Here is a 15,020-nt window from a genome sequence, read left to right on the forward strand (position 1 = left end):
CAATCGCACCGCCGCCCCAGTTGACGCGACTGCCACCCCACCATCCGCCGCTCCCCCAATAGCCGCCCGTTGCCCATCGTCCGAGGGCGTATGCTGCGCCGAACGCCACTCCCGTCGCAATTACCCCGGCAGCGATGTAGCCTGGGTAGCCCCAATAGTAGGGATATGCGGGGTAGTCGGAGTAAGGCCAGTCGCCGAACACCACCTGGGGTTCGTAATAGGGAACATAGATGCTTTCAGGAGCAGCCGGCTCAATGTAGATGAACTGCCTGTTCTGATCGTCTCTGACCGTGACTTTCTGCTCGTTCGTCGTCACCAGCTTCTTGCGGTCATAAGCCTTCATGCGCAGACGCTGCACTGCATCCATGACGTCTTGCTGCTGCGCCAAAAAGGCTTCGCCGAGCTTTTGCGTCCACTCGAGGTGCTCGTTCATCATTTGCAGGATTGACGGCGTAGCAATCAGAGCCTTGATGCTGGCATCCCATTGCTGCTTCTCAGCGGCGGACTTAAGGGCGTCAGCCTGCAGGTCTTTCTTTTGCTTCAGCCAGCGTTCTGCGTGCACGACCTCAAGCGGGTAGGTGGATGCCATGAGGACGTTCGACAACAGCGTGTCGGGATATAAGGCGATGGGAGCAACCAGCGCTTCCAGTTCCGCCGGTTTGAGCGTTTCTTGTTCAGGAGTTTGCGCGGGAGCCGGGCTCGTCGGCTGAGATGGCTCCGCCGTTTGCGCCGATGCCGGCGAGCTAATGAAAAGCGACGCTAGGATCGCTCCCGCGACACCCATTCTCCTTAGGAACTGCATGCGCTGGGTCCTCCTTCGCCACACTCGAGATCGACGCAACACCCTTGTGTTTGACGTAGATCAAGAAAGCGCGCGAAGGAGCAAGGGAACACGGGCATCATGAACACGGGAACTCCATCCGCATCCCGCAAGGGTTCAGTCGTCGTCCTCTTCAGGCTCGAGACTGTGCTCGACGGCATCGCGCATTCCGCGCATGACGACATAAGTCGCAAAGGACATTCTTCTCTTCTGATCGTCGCTTAACGTCTTGTAGAGCGGCTCCCACGCAGCTGCGAGCTTCTTAAGGTCGTCGCCACGCTGGATGAGTCGATCTGCCCTGCGTTGCATAAGCTCAACAGGATTGCTGTCCTTGAGGGGATCGACAGCCTCGTCGTGCAATTCGACGATCCGTTGTAAACGAGACTGGCGGTTTGCTGCCCTGTTGCGGATTGCGCTTTCGACGGCTGGCCAAAGTTTCTCTTGATCAGCCGTCAGCTGGAGCGCGGCCTTGATGATGCCCACGCGCATGTCTGTCAGGCTCTTCAGATCGGCAGCGGTTGGGGCGCCAGTTCCCGTGGTGGCTGGTGTCTCTGCTGCCAAGACAAAAGGTGAAGTCGTTATCAAGAACGCAAGCGCTGCGATGGCATTGGTTTTCGCCATTTCGAACTCCTGAGAGAGCGCCCCCGTGTAGTAGGTGCGTCCGGACAGGTCGCAGTTTGATATAGGTCAACTCTCTCACCAATGTTGCGGAGCGATGGATAGGAGGGCGCCGCCGTTTCGGCCTTGCAGTCGACCGGCTGCGCTACGGCCAAATTTTCTGCAAAACAGCATTCTCGACCAGCGACCGCTGAGCACTTGCCTCCTGACCGAGAATTTCGGTCGGTTTCGGACAACGGAAAGGTAGATTCGTCGGCACAGATCAACGACTATCCCAGACCACAGGGCAGCAACGAGATTTTGTCGTTGTGTTCACTTTTGGACGGCAACCAAAGTCCTATAAGCGCGTCTCAAATGGATGAACGAAGATGATCTGCGCATGCTGCGGGAACGCATAGAGCATTATCGGAGAGTCGCCGACGAAAGCACCGATCCGATGACGCGGATATTGTTGGCGGACATGATCGCCATGTTTGGGGAAATCGAGCAGTTGGAGAGGATGAGGCCGCTGCAAAGGCACTAGCATGATCGGAAAGCCGCCGAACCTGCCTTATAGACGCCACCTGCCGTGCCATAGAGGCTCCGCCCAAGGCTCACCTCGCAGGGATCGAGGCGTAGACATCAGTCTTCAAATGCGAGTCGTAAATTATTACCGCGTCGGTTAGAGTTCGCTCAAACCACCTCCGTTTTTTGCATCCCCTTCGAAAGTGTTGCCGCAACGCGCATAACCTGGCTAAACGCCGCAATTAACCGGGAAAAAGTAGCATTGCACGTTGGTACAGTGATCCAAAGTTCAACAATAGGATAATACCCCTATCGGGAAGCATTTATCGATTATGGTAGGGAGTCTTACCAATGTTGGTGCGCAGGACAGAGCAGCGGCAGCCCACCACGATTGCTGATTTCGGAATTACCACGGCGTCTAAGCAAGCTGTTAGTTTGAGTGAGTTTACCTATCGCAAGGGCACCGAAATTTTTGGCGAGAGAGAGCCTGCTGAGCACGTATACCAGGTTAAACGAGGAGCTGTCCGAAGCTACAAGCTGCTCTCGGATGGGAGACGGCAGATCGGAGCTTTCCATTTAACGGCAGATATATTCGGGCTTGAGAACGGCAACCATCACCGGTTCACCGCCGAAGCCGTTGTGGAAACCACCGTTCGTTTGATCAAACGAGAGAGCCTCCAATCCGTAGCCCGAGCTGACGCCGTCGTCGCGCGAAATTTGCTCAGCATGACCACCAAAAACCTCGAGCATGCCGAAAATCACATGCTCCTGTTGGGACGGAAAACTTCTCTAGAACGTGTTGCCGCTTTCTTGGCTGAAATGGATCGTCGGACAGGGGCCGACACGATGTCGCTGCCCATGTCTCGTCGCGACATTGCTGACTACCTCGGCCTAACCCTTGAGACGGTTTCTCGAGCGGTCTCGAAACTTCATTGCGAAGGCGTGCTCACATTTTTGGGCAACACGCAGCGCGAGATTGTCATCTTAGATCGGCAGAAGCTTCAAAGCTTCGATCCGCAGAATTAGTAACCGGGCCGACCTCGACCTAGCGAAATTATTCGCTGATATGGAGGGAACATCCTCTGGATGTTGTGCCTTGTGAGTCAACTCTAGCCGGTCCGATCCTTCTCTCAACTGCTCGGGTCTGGTCTTTCGGCAGAGCTGCACGGTCTCGCTTCGCAACATGCAAGCAATCGGAGGACCCTTATGACACGCTTTGGTCTCGCCGGATTGGCGGCTTCCATTCTCATCGCGGTTAGCCTAGTGCCTGACGATGCAACTGCTCGCCGCGGGGGCGGGGGCGGCTTCCGGGGCGGCGGATTTCACGGCGGTGCAATGCGCGCTGGTGGATTTCACGGTGGCATGAGAGCTGCCCATGTGCGAGGCGGGGCCATGCATGCGCATCGCGGCCATCGAGTTGCCGGGCGTCCCCATCCCTCTCATCCGATAGCTGGTCGGCCTGGTCGTCCGGGCCGCCCAGTCGCTGGACGGCCGGGACGGCCCATTGCTGGCTATCCTGGCTATGGAGGAGGGTACTACAGGCCAGGATGGGGCTACGGGGCGGCCGCTGTCGGTGCTGCCGCAGCGGCGGGTGCCTATGGGTACTACAATAACAACGGATGCTATTACGACGCTTACGGTCAGTGGGTTTGCCCACCTTATCAATATTGAGGCGGCTCAAGGGCGGTTCTGAACGACCCGCCCTTTGTCTCTGCTGATACAGGAATTCATGACCAGTACTATCGTAATCGGGTGTACCGCCTTCGTTGTTATCCTTGCCGGAGCATTCCTCGGCGCTGAGGCGAGAACCAGGCTGCCCAAAGACTATCTCAGCGACGAGACAAAAAGCCTCGTCAGCATGTCCACGGCCGTGATTGCAACGGTTGCTGCGCTCGTTCTCGGTCTTCTCATCTCCAATGCGAACACGGCATTCACGCGGCTCGGAGGCGAAGTAACGACACTCTCATCACAGATCCTGCGCTTGGACCATATCCTGCGCCGCTATGGGCCCGCGGCCCAGCCGGCAAGAGACGCCTTACAGCGGTATGCGGAGAGCAAGCTGACCGACATGTTTCCGGATGATCCTGCTGATTTTCACCTCGGCAATCCGGCCACCTATGAACTGCTCCAGCAGACCGAAGAACAAATGCTCAAGATAAAGCCGAGCGATCCGCGAGATCAGTGGTGGCTCGGGCAGGCGCTCACTCTTGCTGGGAAAATAGGTGACGCCCGCTGGCTGATCATCCAGCAGGTGGGGCAAGGAACTCCAAAGGCATTTGTAGCGCTGCTTGTGTTCTGGCTCTTCTTGCTGTTCGCCAGCTTTGGTCTATTTGCGCCATCGAATCTTACGTCTGCAATTACTTTAACAATGTGTGCGCTTGCTGTCGCAGCCGCGGTAGCGATGTTTCTCGAACTTGAGCAAGGTTTTGGCGGGGTGGTTCGTATCTCTCCAGAGCCTATGAAACAAGCCGTGATGGCCCTCAAAGCTTCGCCTCGCGAATGAGCGAAATGCCGCTGCCTTTCACCAGAAAGCACTGCTCGGGCCAGGTTCCCCGCATCATCCCGGGTGCGCGCCGTTCTTCTCGGAGCATCCGCGGGGCCTTTACGACCTTGTGCGGTGGCAATCCCTTTCAACCAAAGGTTCCACAGTTCAGTTGTGTGCTTACAGGGCTTGGTCAAGGTTGTAAGATCACCGTGATGCGTTTTTGGAGTGTCTCCGGATGTCAGAGCGTCTTTTTGCAGCACTGACCATCGCCGCTGGTACCTTCAACGTTGCTGTCGTGGCGTTTGTGGTCTTCAGCCATTGATCTAAGTCAAACAGTGCAGCGCTTCGCTCGATACCCCATCGGAATAACCTTGAGGAAGCGCGCGGTGATCCAGCCTTGGATGCTTCATCTGCTTGCTTGGGTCACAACGATGGTCGGCATCCTTGCTGTCGTTTCGATCGCGATGAGCGCATAGCTAACCTCTAGTGATCAGTGGTGGCTCCGAAGTCAGGAAGACGAAGTCTGGGAACGAGAAGAGGCAGAATTGCTTGGCCTCGAAGTCTTTTACTCTCTTCGCGCGAGTGCGACGGCGGTAAGCTGTACGCCGTCTACTTGGGCTCCATCCAGCTACGATCTGAGTATGGCGAACAAAACCGCTTCGCGCGGTTAGCTGGCCTCGTCCGATGCGGACCTCACCGATCCGTTGATTCAAATCAACCGCGGGACTTGCCGGATTCACATGCTTAGATGGCGCAGAGCCCACTGCGTAGTCTCGCTGCCGGTTTCAAACGTCCCCTCCAACCCCTGGGACCGGCGGCGGGACGCCAGCTGCTGTGGCCTTCAGCCGGATAGTTCTGCTGCGTCGCCAGGGTTGAGGCGAGTGAAGGCAAGTTGGCTTTTGAGAAAAGAAACTCAGAATTGCGGGAGCAATTTATCGCTGTTCTTGGTCATGACCTAAGAAACCCTCTCGCGTCCATCCAAGGCGGCCTTCGCCTGCTCAACAAGAAGGTCGATGCAGAAGGACAGGGGTGGATTGTTCATCTCAACAGCAGCGTGGCCCGAATGGCCGGGCTAATCGACAATGTTATGGATTTCGCACGAGCTAGACTCGGCGCAGGAGTGCAGCTCAACCTCAAGGAGGAAAATCTAGAACCGATTATCAGGCAGGTCATATCTGAATTTGTGAATGTCCATCCTGGACGGACTATCGTTTCCACCCTAGAAGTCCCCGGGACGGTCAAAGTGGATGCTGGGCGCATCGCTCAGATGGTGTCAAATCTATTGGGGAATGCAATTTCCTACGGGTCAAACGATCAGCCGATAACCGTTGCGGCAAAGCGTACTGACGCAGGGTTTGAAATTAGCATCACGAACTGTGGCAACCCAATTCCAGCTGAAGCGATGCAGCACCTGTTTACCGCGTTTCATCGTGGCGACGTCCTTCCTAATCAAAAAGGTCTAGGCCTTGGGTTGTATATCTCGCAGGAGATAGCTCGGGCACATGGAGGTGCCATCGTTGCCAAATCATCTCCCCGCGAAACAACCTTTACAGCAACGTTCGCGTTGTCAATGCAGTAACCAGCAGGTGTGACGGCGGCGCTAGAACGAGTCGCCTTCAAAGCTGACTGCGTGGGCACGTGGTCCGCTTCTGGCCCGTGGCTGACCTCAGCCCGGAGCGCGGCTATGTCCGCTTCCGAGGGCTGAGCGGAAGCCATCGCCGGAGCGGCCGAGGGCAGCCTTTGACCCCAAGCGGACATCGCGCCTGCGCATTACGGATGGCCGTGGGGCTCGCCAACCACGGCAAGCACACCATCGATGAATGCTTGGCATTCAGCGTGAGTCTTAAAAGTCCCCTTGTACTTTCCAAATAAGAAGACCGTTCGACCCTGTCCCTTTCCGAATAGGTATTGGCCGACGAACCGGCCGCGCTCGTCTTTGAGCTCATGGCTGACGATAGTTTGCACGGTCTTGAGATCCGTATCGGGCAGGTTGATCTTCAAGTCAGTCTCTGGCTCTCTAACTGGTTCAGCTTCTTAGCGGAGGCGATCAGCAGTGACCGAGTGGCGCGAAATGGGGCCGCTGCTCATATTGCGGGCAGCTGTGGCGTACAGGTGACACTTGTAGGGCGACTCATGGGCTATACTGCATCATCAATTACTCGCATTCCATGGTCGCAAATTGGGGAAGATAATGAAAAAGCTTGCCATCGCCGCTGCCGCTCTCGTCCTCGGCACCGCCGGCGCGTCAGCGGCCGATCTGGCCGCCCGGCCTTACACCAAGGCGCCCGCGCCCGTCGCCGCCGTTTATAACTGGACCGGCTTCTACATCGGCGCGCAGGTCGGTTATGCCTGGGGTGATAACAGCACCCGTGAGTTCGTTACTGCAACGGGCACCCCCACCGGCTTCGTCCAGGGCTTCAACGCTGATGGCGTCGTTGGCGGTGGCCACATTGGTTACAACTGGCAGTTTGGCCAATTTGTCGTCGGTCTTGAAGGCGACATCGAAGCGGCCGACGTCAACGGCGGCTATCGCCTTGGAAACCTCAACGGCACGGACTTCCGGATCGATGCTCAAGCCTCTATCCGCGGCCGCCTCGGTGTCGCTTTCAACAATTCGCTGCTCTACGTGACCGGTGGTGCGGCCTGGGCCGATATGGACCACACCTACGTGCTCGCGAACGCTCTGTTTGAGACCGTCTCCACTACCCGCACCGGCTGGACCGTGGGCGCAGGCTGGGAATACGGCTTCACCCCCAACTGGTCGGCCCGTGTTGAATATCGCTACACCGACTTCGGGAGCTTCCGGAACGCCTCTACCGTCGCGTTCCCGGGCTTTTCCTACGAACACGATCCGGTATTCCACACCGTTCGTGCGGGTGTCAGCTATCGCTTCGGCGGCCCGGTGGTCGCGAAGTACTGATCTGGCAAACCTAATCAACATCAGCAGCTCAAAGCCCCGGCCTCGCCCGGGGCTTTTTGTCGTCTGGGGGTGATAGCTCATCAGGGGGTCTCGCTCTTGCTTCGCGGCCTTCACACGCGCAGTCATCGCCGGGCCGGGAATGCCTCAATGCGCAGCGAAGCCAGTAGCGGAATCGGAACAGGCTGAAGCAGTGGCCACGTCAGCTTTTGGCCCTTCTGCGACTTCGAGCGATGTCCGCTCTTCCGCCGCTGTTGAGGGGTGAGCGGACTCGATCGCGGCTAGGCGCGTAAGAACACGCCCTAGCTAGAAACCATAGAAGCAATCGACGATGCTGAAAATCTCACTCCGCGTTCGTTGGTAAAGCCCAGTTTCGCAAGCTCATCGGCGACATCACGTAAGGAGCGCTGGTGCCCCTTTGGTGATCGCCGGCGTAGACGCTTTGCTGCTGCCACCAGCTCCGGATTGAGCTCCGCCCAGCTCTTCCGGCCTTCGACCTTTCCGACCGCCTCACGCTTCCGCTGGCGCGCCGCGCGCAGCTTCGCCACCGTGGTCGCCTTCTCGAACTGAGCGATGGCACCGAGCACTTGGCGCACTAACACCGCCGTTGGCGTGTCCTCGATGAAGAAGTCAGGCGAGCTCGCCGGGATCAGCGTGATGCCGAGGCTGCGCAGGTGATCATGTCCGGCAAGTTGGACCGCCAAGTCGCGAGCAAAGCGGTCAGGGCTCTCGACGAGGATCGTCCTGACTCCGTTGCCGGCGATGCGGTCGAGCATTGCCGCAAAGCCAGGCCGTTCAGCGATCGGGTCGGCACCACTGACCGCCGCGTCGTAGAACTCGTTGACGAGCTCGTACCCATTCGCCTTGGCGAAGCTCTCGATCGCAGCGCGTTGACGACGATCACTGTCCTTGTCGGCGCCCACGTTGGCTGCCGATGAGGTGCGTAGATACGCGACGGCTTCCACCCGTTTTGCGTTTCGCCCCATAGCTTTGCCCCTCATTCTTGTACGGATTTCTTGAGAAATCCGTACAAGAGATGTCCCCGCGGCCCTCTTTTAGCAAGGGATCTACTTAACAATGCGTCTTGTCTGTCACGCGAGCACGGCTTGCGCTCGTCGCTCGCGCACCTTACGCAGTTGCCGTCGCACGAATGGCGGGTTGCACCGCGGCGCGAACTTCATCGTACACCGCAATTCCTGATCCCACTGCGGTCTCCATGCTGACAGCGACAGCAAAAGGCACGCGCTCATCTAAGGGACCTGCCTGAGCCCGACAGGCGACCCTTAGTCTGAGCATACCCCCATCTAAGAAGGCCACAGCGCTTTCACCTTCAAAAATGCTATGGGAAAGCGTTCCGCGATTAACCGCGAAGTGGGTTGGTTGAGCGGCCAAGCGCGCCACCGCGAGAGAGTAGGCTTTATCGCCCGCTGGCAGAAGTTCGAGTGTGGCAGAGCGATACTGTTGGTGTCTGGTGTTCACTGGTGTGAGCCACGCCAGGGTAACGGTCAGTCGCCGGATTTCAGTCGATCCCTCAATAGAGGGAGGCAAGGGGATATCAAACTCGTCCTGAGCATCTAGCTCAATGTCGCCAAACGCAAAGAGGGTCGCTCGTTCAGGAGCACAGTCGAGCACGCGGTCGATGTCGGGCCGTCCGTAGCCGAGAAAGCGGGAAATGTTGTCCCGGTGCCGCTGCCAATCCCTTCCGGCCGGACCGAAAGCTCCGTCGAGCTTATCTCCTGCGCCTCCCCATGAGGCTCCATGAACGAGGAGCGCTTTTAGCAATACGGCTGCGTGACTTCGAGGAACTTGATGTCCGGCCTCGATCAGTGAGTCGAAGATGCGAATTGCAGAGCGCGTCAGGAGCGCGGTCGCGTTGCTGGTCCCAACAGTGCGACGCTGATAATTAAGACGACCAGTTGCACCCGGATCGGGCGCTGCTGACATTTGTCCGGCGTAGGCACCCCCACCGTCCACGGCCAACCAAACATGGCCTTCGTCTTCCGAGGCGCGGACCAACTCGCGACCGCCATCAAATAGAAGGTCCGGTTTCACCGTTTGGCGAAAACCCAAGCCAACTCCTGAACTGACGTTCGGTAGGCCGCCATCGGGGAAGGGGTCTTTGAGATGAAATGCTTCAGGCGCCGCAGTGAATTCGTCTGCATGCCATGCGCCGACAGCGATCGCGTTGATGCCCTCGGCCGGAGAAAGAAGGGTCCTTGCACCTTTCTCAGAGTTAAGAGCATTGATGATCGCCGCTTCTCGTGCTTCAGGCGTCGCAGCGGCCCAATCAGCAGTCGTCGCAAAATCCCGGATCGGTAACCAGCTGCGAACATTTCCCGCGCTGATCAAAAAGAGAACTCTGTAACGGAAAGCCAGCCAATCCATGAGTCGCGCCCAAGGGCTGATCCTACCTGAGAACGGTCGATTCAAGTCGCCAAGCGAGAGATTGATCACGACCACTGTTGGTGCGGATGCCGGTTCGGAGGCGGTACCTTCGAATAACCGACGGACGGCCAAATAAACTATGTCAAGCGGAAGCCGATCTGGGGGAGTCGTCTCAGCGTCGTTTGCTGCGTCGTACACCATAACAGGGCGGACGTAGAGCGGCCGCCTGAGCGGGGACTCTAGCGCTTGAAAATCGCCGTGGACGATCAACGATGCCATACTGGTGCCATGAGAACGCTTTGCCACGGGAGTGCGCGCCGCATAGTCGTCTGGATCGTCAAGGATGAGCCTGCCAGTGAGACGGTGGTGGTTCGCGAGAGGAACGCCGTCTAGAAGCGCAGCGATTGGATCGCCAGCGGAATCCGCAGCGGCAGGTGCCGGCGCTGTCTCGCCATCTTCTTGTGGTTCAGCAATGGCGGCCACGGATTGAGGCCGCAGGTACATGACGTCGTCCAGCCTCGCGAGCGTCACATCGGGGTGCTCGATCAACTCAAGCACACGGCCCGGAGGCAGATCGATCAGCATTCCGTGGTAGCGAATGGGTTCGATTAGAGCCTCGTTGACGACGTTTCCGCCGAGTTCGATGACCTTGTTTCTGACATCAGCAATAGCCCTAGCGCGCCGCTCCGCATGTTCGTGGAACCACATTTCGACCTCGAAACGCACTGGTTCATCAGGCCGGCTAGTGACCCGTTCACGCCAGTATTCAAGAGTTTCGGGAAGCACGCGGTCATTTGGCCCCCAGGCGCGCAAGTCGCTCAGCATACCGAACAGGTCGCGCCAAGGCGCGAAGCCGAAGGGCATCGATTGGCCTTGCCGGTACCGATCCCATAAGCTCAAGATTTCCCGGAGTGCCTGCATGTCCGGCATCGCCATGTAGAGCCGGCCCCCGATTGGTCGATCGCCGCGGACCTGCTCGCCGTTCCTTGTTTGCAGGGTATAGAAGTCATCATTCGGCTCAATGTTGGCGTCATCCTCTAAAAGGAATTCAAGCCCTCGGATGCGACCCACCTGGCTGTAGAAATCAGCCAGCGAGCCCGCCACTTCGAAAACAAGTGCTCGCTCTGGCGCGATGCCGTCTGGATCCGCGCGCAGTTCTAGGCTTGCTCGGTCGGACGGCTGCGCCGCAACGCTCCTCAGCCGATCGAACTGCGGTCCGAGCCGTTGCGATTGTCGTTCGCGCCCCGGTTTTGCAATCTTCGCATTCGGATCGACTGGGGCAGGCGGTCTCTTTTCACGCTCGTTTCGAGTCGCTTCGGGTATTTGTAGGAGGGGTCTTTCCGCCACGGTCTTTACTCTTCTTTGTGCCGGGCGCACTCACTCGCGATCGCCAAACCCGTAGCTCGTGCTCAACGATCTCGCTTGGACGGCCCCCACCAAGCGACAAGACAAAGCGGCGAAGAATGTTTGTACAGAAGTCTTCCACCTCGGCGAGGCTTGCCCCCCGAAGAGCCCGCGCCATTTGATCAGGCGATCGACCGAGATCGCCGGGAAGCGTGCGGTCCTTGAAATACATTCCGATAAAGTTTGAAATCTGCCGCTCGCCAGGTGCTGGCAGCTCCAGACGAAGTTGAAAACGACGCCAAGCGGCACGATCTAGCAATTCAGAGTGATTTGTTGCGGCTGCGATAACGGTCCAGCTCGGCAGATCGTCCATTTGCAAAAGCAGCGAGCTGACCACGCGCTTGATTTCGCCAGTTTCGTGAATATCGCCGCGTTCTTTTCCGATGACGTCAAACTCGTCAAAAAAAAGAACGCTTGGGGTCGTTCGAGCGAAGTCGAAGACGCGCCTCAGTCGGCTTGCCGTCTCTCCTAGGAAGCTTCCGATTATCGCCTCGTAGCGGACCGTTAGGAGGGGCACACTCAACGCTTCGGCGATTGCTTCGGCGAGGGACGTCTTCCCATTGCCGGGTGGGCCGGCCAGGAGTACGCGATGACGCGGCTCTAAGCCGTGTGCGCGCAGCACGTCAGCGCGACGTTGTTCCTCAATGAGCGCTTCGCAGGCTTCCCGCGTCACAGTCGGCAACAACAACTCAGCCAACGTTCGACGTGGAACTCGATCAACAAAGAGATCGCGAGTTGAAGGCCCTCTCGATACCGGTTCATGGGGTGTCGGCGATGCCGACCGGTCCCCATTCAGGTTGCTGCGCAGCGCGCCCGAAAGCCGGTCAGCTAAAACATGATGTTGTTTCGCCTTCTCGTCCGCAATAAGGGCCTCGGCAGAAGTGCGGGCGAGTTGACGATCGCCGGTGGCGCCCGCCTTCACCAGAGCCACTAAAAGGTCGCTACGCGCCATTCGCTTCTTCTTTGCCGGCTTGGCCTGCACGTTAGGACTTTGCGGACTGGGCGAAGCCTTATTGAGCCCGAACAAATCCACGTCCTACTCCATATCGTTTTGCGACCGCCGCCGCTGCGACTGTGTTAGGAACAATGACAGGGTTGTAGTTGCGGAAATTGCAGTCGATTCCAAGCTCTTTTAGCAGTCGCTTTCTGCCTTTTCACTACGTCTTTGCCGACTCGGTGGATCTCGCGTCAGAATTTGACAGTGTTTGCTGCGAAGCAATCAAGCACCTCGTGATGCGCCTCTGGATCGGTTTCTGCTGTGAAAAGCTTTGCGATGCTCGGACGAGCAAAAACTGGCGTGCGCGCGTCGTCCGGAGCCAGGACCAACCTCAAAGAGCGAGCCGCACCAACCGCATGTTCGGAAGTGTTTGCTTGCGGAGATCGCCAAGGCGAGCTGCCAAAGCATTCCGTTCAGCAGCGTATCGGGCCTGAAAACCGGCCTCAGTGATCCTCCTGCGGGGCCTAGTCCTGGCGGTCCCAGATCCAGGTAAACTCTTCCAAGCCCCTCCGATTCCAGCAACCGCTCTATCCAACTCATCGCTCCTTTGGAGGGCCGCTTCTCGCGATTCGTATTCCACTGGAGAACTTCCCGAAATCGCGCCGCATATTGAAGAAGGTCCCCTACGTCTTCCCCCTCCACCCGCTCTGGCAGGAGCTTACGAGTGGTCGGGTTCCATCTGCTCGGCTTGGGAGTCTGTTCGTGCTCCAACAACCCATGCAACTCTACGAACCGCAACAGCTTCTCCTCGGAGTTCACTCGGGAGAAGGCGACGTAAGTTTCGCCGCCGGCTAGAGGATTAATCCTTACTATTTTACCGCCTTTGCCGACGATGTGAGCGCCCAATCTGCCGAAGCTTTTTACCTCATATCCATTCTCGTCCCGGCTCCAGCTTAACTCGGTTTCCAATGGCTCGGGGCGGACCGGGAGGAGGGCTGTCATGTGATGCTTCTGTAACGCTTTCGAAAATCTCACCAGGCGTGGCGGCATGGCTTGAGCTATTCGGGCACGAGATAACACAGGTCGGCCCATGGTAAGCGAAGCACAAAATCGGACCTACTCAGTCGTTCAGGCCGGAGCAATGGCAGGGCTGGGTCGCAACGCGAGCTATCGGGCCGCCACGGCTGGTCAGATGCCGACGATTAAGCTTGGCGGCAAATTGCGCGTTCCCGCCTTGCTTTGGAAAAGCATTCTGGATGGCCGGGTTGCCATGGCGGTCGGACCGTCGACCTCTGAAAGTCCGAGCATCCGCCGAGAGCCCACCAGCACCGAAGCTGGGGGGTAGCCTATGGGCCGCCAAGCTGCCCTTCCGCGCACGCTATCGCCGCGCCTGATCGGGCGTGACGCGGCCGCCGCGTATATTAGCGTTTCCCCGAATACCTTTGACAAAATGGTCGAAGATGGGCGCATGCCTCGTCCGAGGGTTCTGATGGAGAGGCGGCTTGCCTGGGATGTTCGGGAGCTCGACGCCGCGGTAGATTCTCTACCTCACCGCGGCGGGGAAGAAATGATCTCCGCGGACCAGGGTTGGGATTAAGCCATGCCGCGCAAGCTGCCACCAAACGTTGAGAGAAACCACGTCAAGGGCAAAACTTATCTTTCGTTCAGGATCGGGAAGGGCGCTCGGATCCGGCTGCCAGACGACCCGACCACCCCGGAATTCCGCGAGGCGTATGCCGCGGCCATGGCGGGTGAAACGTCGAGGCCAATCCTCAAAAAGGATCGTCCCGGCTCGATTGGCGCTTTGATAGCGTCCTACAAGACAAGCGGCCAATACACCGTGCTGAGCAAGACGAGCAAGGACGGTTACGCCTCGCGCCTCGAACAAATCCGAATCGACCATGGAGAGCGCGCCGTGCTTGGTCTTACTAGGGATCGGATCAACAGCGTCATCCTTGATCCGCTAGCGGACCGCCCCGGCGCCGCGCTCGACACGCTGAAGAAGCTCCGCATCCTGATCAAGCACGCCATCGCCAAGGGCTGGTTGAGCCACGATCCATCCATTGGGATTAAGCGGCCGAAAGGGAAGGAGATCCGAGCCTGGACTGACGCCGAGATCGCCGCCTTCGAGCGCCGCTGGCCAATCGGCACCAAGCAGCGCACCGCCTACGCCTTGATGTTGAATATGGGCACCGCGCGCGTCGATACGCACCTTCTCACCTGGAATCAGGTGGATGACGGCGCCTGCTATCGCCGCCACAAGACCGGAGTCCCGGTCGACATGGTGATCAGCGAGGATCTGGAGAAAGCGCTTGCGGCAACACCGCGGAAGCACATCTGCGTCTTCGTCACTGAATGGGGAAAGCCATTCACAGTCGACGGCTTCTCCGGCTTCATGCGTGATGCCATCAAGGCCGCCGGGATTACCGATCTAGCATGCCGACCCCATGGTCTTCGGAAGACGCTCGGCCGTCTGCTTGCTGATGCCGATTGCTCGGCGCACGACATCATGGCCGCCCTCGGCCATAAGACGCTGGCGGAGGCCGAACGCTACACCCGCGAAGCCGACCGGAAACGCGGTGGCAAGCGCGCAGTGCTGAAGCTGAATGAACATCGGGCGAACAAGTCTCCCCAAACTGCTTTAAAGAGTTTGGGGGAAATCGCAAAAAGTGAAAGGAAAACAAGTTCGTGACGAACCAGGTGGCGCTCCCTAGCGGAATCGAACCGCTCTCTCCACCGTGAAAGGGTGGCGTCCTAACCGATAGACGAAGGGAGCAAACGCAGGGCCCCGCCGCTTTCCGCGGCACGGCCGCTGGCCGGCCGAACAGGGCCCGGCGGCTTGCAGCGGGCGAACGTATAGTGGCCTTTGCGCTCCCGGGCAAGCCGTTCGGGAACGGACTTTTGGTAGCCGTGGACAGCGCCGGCCCCGGGATTGTCAGGGGCGATTTCA

12 protein-coding genes and 1 tRNA gene are annotated in these 15,020 nt (G+C 58.3%); 6 read left to right on the forward strand and 7 right to left on the reverse strand.

All coding sequences use genetic code 11. The features are described 5' to 3' along the window. Nucleotides 1-802, reverse strand: an 802-nt coding sequence (locus tag EHH60_RS18130; protein WP_148090215.1) for a DUF3300 domain-containing protein, incomplete at its 3' end; no start/stop codon positions are given. Nucleotides 803-937: 135 nt separating this feature from the next. Continuing rightward, on the reverse strand, nt 938-1,441 hold the full coding sequence (locus EHH60_RS18135) for a Spy/CpxP family protein refolding chaperone (RefSeq protein WP_124160826.1): 504 nt from the start codon (nt 1,439-1,441) through the stop codon (nt 938-940). Between the two features lie 355 nt (nt 1,442-1,796). Here EHH60_RS18135 and EHH60_RS37130 point away from each other — a divergent pair, with 355 nt between their 5' ends. The 4 genes from EHH60_RS37130 to EHH60_RS18155 all read left to right on the forward strand — a co-directional run bounded on the left by EHH60_RS37130 (nt 1,797) and on the right by EHH60_RS18155 (nt 6,006). Next, on the forward strand, nt 1,797-1,961 hold the full coding sequence (locus tag EHH60_RS37130) for a hypothetical protein (protein ID WP_158626741.1): 165 nt from the start codon (nt 1,797-1,799) through the stop codon (nt 1,959-1,961). 332 nt (nt 1,962-2,293) lie between these two features. Further along, nucleotides 2,294-2,968 (forward strand): helix-turn-helix domain-containing protein, encoded by a 675-nt coding sequence (locus EHH60_RS18140; RefSeq protein WP_124160827.1) that lies wholly within the window; start codon nt 2,294-2,296, stop codon nt 2,966-2,968. 703 nt (nt 2,969-3,671) lie between these two features. Next, entirely contained in the window at nt 3,672-4,445 is a 774-nt protein-coding gene (locus EHH60_RS18150; RefSeq protein ID WP_124160829.1) for a bestrophin-like domain, read from the forward strand. Nucleotides 4,446-5,319: 874 nt separating this feature from the next. Further along, nucleotides 5,320-6,006 (forward strand): sensor histidine kinase, encoded by a 687-nt coding sequence (locus EHH60_RS18155; RefSeq protein ID WP_124160830.1) that lies wholly within the window; start codon nt 5,320-5,322, stop codon nt 6,004-6,006. Between the two features lie 191 nt (nt 6,007-6,197). Here the strand turns inward: EHH60_RS18155 and EHH60_RS18160 are convergent, their stop codons facing one another. After that, entirely contained in the window at nt 6,198-6,428 is a 231-nt protein-coding gene (locus tag EHH60_RS18160) for a hypothetical protein (RefSeq protein WP_124160831.1), read from the reverse strand. A gap of 190 nt (nt 6,429-6,618) precedes the next feature. On the opposite strand from EHH60_RS18160, the gene EHH60_RS18165 reads away from it, so the two are divergent. Beyond that, nucleotides 6,619-7,347, forward strand: coding sequence for an outer membrane protein (locus tag EHH60_RS18165; protein WP_124160832.1), 729 nt, complete (start codon nt 6,619-6,621; stop codon nt 7,345-7,347). Between the two features lie 299 nt (nt 7,348-7,646). Here the strand turns inward: EHH60_RS18165 and EHH60_RS18170 are convergent, their stop codons facing one another. From EHH60_RS18170 to EHH60_RS18180, 3 genes are all read right to left on the reverse strand, one after another. Further along, nucleotides 7,647-8,330 (reverse strand): recombinase family protein, encoded by a 684-nt coding sequence (locus EHH60_RS18170; protein ID WP_124160833.1) that lies wholly within the window; start codon nt 8,328-8,330, stop codon nt 7,647-7,649. Nucleotides 8,331-8,472: 142 nt separating this feature from the next. Continuing rightward, nucleotides 8,473-11,076, reverse strand: a complete 2,604-nt coding sequence (locus tag EHH60_RS18175) for a S8 family peptidase (RefSeq protein WP_124160834.1) — start codon at nt 11,074-11,076, stop codon at nt 8,473-8,475. Further along, nucleotides 11,024-12,166 (reverse strand): AAA family ATPase, encoded by a 1,143-nt coding sequence (locus EHH60_RS18180; protein ID WP_245454516.1) that lies wholly within the window; start codon nt 12,164-12,166, stop codon nt 11,024-11,026. The genes EHH60_RS18175 and EHH60_RS18180 overlap by 53 nt, the downstream gene beginning before the upstream one ends. Nucleotides 12,167-13,670: 1,504 nt before the next feature. On the opposite strand from EHH60_RS18180, the gene EHH60_RS18190 reads away from it, so the two are divergent. After that, nucleotides 13,671-14,762 (forward strand): tyrosine-type recombinase/integrase, encoded by a 1,092-nt coding sequence (locus EHH60_RS18190; RefSeq protein ID WP_124160836.1) that lies wholly within the window; start codon nt 13,671-13,673, stop codon nt 14,760-14,762. A gap of 9 nt (nt 14,763-14,771) precedes the next feature. Here the strand turns inward: EHH60_RS18190 and EHH60_RS18195 are convergent. Next, a tRNA-Glu gene (locus tag EHH60_RS18195) sits at nt 14,772-14,846 on the reverse strand. Nucleotides 14,847-15,020: the final 174 nt, after the last annotated feature.

This window comes from Bradyrhizobium sp. RP6 (assembly GCF_003837805.1).
Taxonomy (GTDB): Bacteria; Pseudomonadota; Alphaproteobacteria; order Rhizobiales; family Xanthobacteraceae; genus Bradyrhizobium.

Coding starts and splice junctions, on each gene's coding strand:
- EHH60_RS18190 (WP_124160836.1), top strand. CDS start 13,671: ATGCCGCGCAAGCTGCCACCAAACGTTGAGAGAAACCACGTCAAGGGC.
- EHH60_RS18165 (WP_124160832.1), top strand. CDS start 6,619: ATGAAAAAGCTTGCCATCGCCGCTGCCGCTCTCGTCCTCGGCACCGCC.
- EHH60_RS37130 (WP_158626741.1), top strand. CDS start 1,797: ATGAACGAAGATGATCTGCGCATGCTGCGGGAACGCATAGAGCATTAT.
- EHH60_RS18150 (WP_124160829.1), top strand. CDS start 3,672: ATGACCAGTACTATCGTAATCGGGTGTACCGCCTTCGTTGTTATCCTT.
- EHH60_RS18170 (WP_124160833.1), bottom strand. CDS start 8,330: ATGGGGCGAAACGCAAAACGGGTGGAAGCCGTCGCGTATCTACGCACC.
- EHH60_RS18135 (WP_124160826.1), bottom strand. CDS start 1,441: ATGGCGAAAACCAATGCCATCGCAGCGCTTGCGTTCTTGATAACGACT.
- EHH60_RS18140 (WP_124160827.1), top strand. CDS start 2,294: ATGTTGGTGCGCAGGACAGAGCAGCGGCAGCCCACCACGATTGCTGAT.